The following is a 2,413-nucleotide window of genomic DNA, read 5'->3' as shown; positions in this document are numbered from 1 at the left end:
TTACTTGACCACTACAAACCTTTACCTTTATCTGTGTGCATTGGCCGACGTTCGCCCCAGAAGCAGAGCTGGAGAGCCTGGTGGGACACATTCTTCCTGTTGAGGTAGACGTTGAGGGAGAAGCGACACCTGCTCAACCTCAGTCAGTCGTTTCTGTGAATGAAGATGTACCTATGGCAGACACCACTCATCTTGAAGCCCCCCTCAAAAATGACGCCATCAGTGATGACCTTATGGCTTTCATGCAGCCCGCTATGACGCAGGCTACATCGGCCATCGAGCAAGAGGATGAAGCCCCAGAAGCGACAACTTCAGCGGTAATAGAGCCCGACACGCCGATGGATGAGGTTGAAGCCGCGTTGGAAGCGTTAAACGCTGAGCCCGTGTCCGCGCCTGAGTCCAGCGAGCCTCACGCTCTCCTGCAGAAGATAGATTTGAGAGAGACCCACGGCGAAGACTTGGGCCGTGCTTTCTATGAATGGTTAGATTCAGTCCTTAAAGGCGGCGTGCACCCGGTGAACCGTCAAGACGCGTTATTCCATCGTCTTGAGCAAGGTTTGTTTGTGGTCTCGCCTGGCGCCTTTCGTACTTTCATCGATGAGCGCTGCCAGTACGCCAAAGCCAACAGTTACAGCGAAGTTCAACAAGGGTTGCAGCCTTTAAAGCGTCATATCGTCACGAAAGAGGCGCGTAACGTACACAAAGCGCGCATTCAAGATTCCAATCAAGCGCTGAACGGCTTTTTGTTTCCTTTGACCGAAGCGTGGGAAACTCGCTACGCGGTCAATCCACTTGTGATGTTGGAGGGGGTATGAGCATGAAAAAAGACGATCTTACCAGTGAAGTGCATTGGGCCGTTCTTAGCCACCTTGCGCATATGGCTTGTACTGGACAAGACATGGCACTGATGTCAGCGGGGTTTGATGCGAAATTAATCGGTCAATTGAAGAAGCAGTCTTTTTCTGAAATGAGGGCGCTTTCTCAGACTATCTGTGGACGCCAATGTGCTATCGATATCGACGCGCTTCGCCATGCCCTGGAAGTCTCAGAGATCCCTAATGAGGTGATTGTTTTTTTGCAACTTGGCTGCAGCAATAAAGCGTTGTCGCATTTCTTTTTTGTGAACGGAAAAGTGTCTTCGCATTGGCGAAAAATGGTGAAGCCGAAAGAGGCGTTCAGACAGCGATGCGTTCCTCCCTCGCAGATTCATGTGTTATGGAAAGCATTGGAGCAGCTACCTATTAATAACGTCCAACGGATTAATCAAGAGCAAATAGTCGCTGTGGCACAGCAATGCCAACTGAGCATTGGGGCAATATGGGCTGAAATTTGTGATGGTAGTCAACATTAGAAAAGTGGGATAAAGAGCATGAGCAATAAAAAGCAGCAAAGCAACAAAATGGGGGGCTTGGTGGCCAGCGCCGAGGTGCAATTGCACAGCGTCGAAACCGTCAAGCTCTGGAATCCATCGAAACGGAGCAAAGCCCCTGGTGTTGGGTTGTTTTTTCAACGCCTTTCGACGCTGGAGCATGCGGCGCGCCATGACGACCCCTACGCGGATTTTGCCCTGCTTGAAATCGAGCGTGCCATCAATGCGGCGTTTGCTTTGTGCCAATCCACGCTCGATGCCCTGCCTCAGCGCAATAGCTCTCGCATTTTGTATCATGAGACCTTGAGCCGCGCGCCGGTGAAAAAGTCAGTATCGGTCAAGACGCGCTTTGGTTGGCGTCTGTTGGCATTGTTAGAGCAGTTTGACATTGCAATGGTGCAGCTCTCAGATGCGCACTTTAAAGCGCAGATGACCCGCAGTGATTTTGAACAACATCGCCTCGCGTGCTTGAAAGCCTTGCGTGGGATCATTTCCATGAGCGTCACCTTTCAGCATTCGGGGGTGACCCGACAAGATGTGACGGACAACAATGCGAAAGCGCAAGCCGCTCAGGCGAAGTTCGGTGCTATCCCTTTTGAAGTCTTGGAAGGTGTCGAGCGCGCGGAGTTTGCGCCTGTGATTAAGGTCTCTCATGGCTAAACGAACCGTGTTTCAGGGGGCGCCAGAGCCCCTAACGGCCAAGCCAAGCACGGTATCCTTTGCCGTAGAGCAAGGCGCGCCTTATCACCCCGATGAAGCATATCAAGTCTTGTCGGGCGAGAGACCCGCGCCAGAGGAAGAGCAAACGCTGCAAGATAAGGCTAACGAGCATGAAGCGCAGCGATATGCGCGCGAAAGCAAGCGTTCACGAAAGCGCTCTGAACTCTTGGCCGAACTCGAAAAAGCCAAGCAAACCTCAATGGGGAAGGCCACCCAACCGCTCTCGGATTATGAAGCGGCTTTGGTTGCGTTTCATCATCGCCCCGAGTATGCGCTTGAGCGCTGGAAGAAAAGTGGCAAACCGCCTTGTAGTGGTCAAGTAAA

Annotated in this window: 3 protein-coding genes and 1 pseudogene; all 4 read left to right on the top strand. The window is 52.0% G+C overall.

Annotated elements, in window-relative coordinates; translation table 11 throughout:
- The first annotated feature begins 80 nt into the window (after window positions 1-80).
- On the top strand, window positions 81-815 hold the full coding sequence (locus BCT34_RS07930; protein WP_131828421.1) for a DNA-binding domain-containing protein: 735 nt from the start codon (window positions 81-83) through the stop codon (window positions 813-815).
- Complete coding sequence (locus BCT34_RS07925) at window positions 812-1,351, top strand: STY4526/YPO1902 family pathogenicity island replication protein (RefSeq protein WP_076655579.1); 540 nt, start codon at window positions 812-814, stop codon at window positions 1,349-1,351. The genes BCT34_RS07930 and BCT34_RS07925 overlap by 4 nt, the downstream gene beginning before the upstream one ends.
- A gap of 18 nt (window positions 1,352-1,369) precedes the next feature.
- Window positions 1,370-2,029 (top strand): PFL_4669 family integrating conjugative element protein, encoded by a 660-nt coding sequence (locus tag BCT34_RS07920; RefSeq protein ID WP_076655582.1) that lies wholly within the window; start codon window positions 1,370-1,372, stop codon window positions 2,027-2,029.
- Window positions 2,022-2,413: pseudogene (locus BCT34_RS07915) on the top strand (hypothetical protein); the annotation flags it as partial. The gene BCT34_RS07920 and the pseudogene BCT34_RS07915, both read left to right, overlap by 8 nt.

The organism is Vibrio sp. 10N.261.45.E2 (assembly GCF_002875705.1).
GTDB lineage: Bacteria > Pseudomonadota > Gammaproteobacteria > Enterobacterales > Vibrionaceae > Vibrio.
The sequence above is the reverse complement of the archived record's forward strand: the minus strand, read 5'-3'. Positions and strand labels throughout refer to the sequence as shown.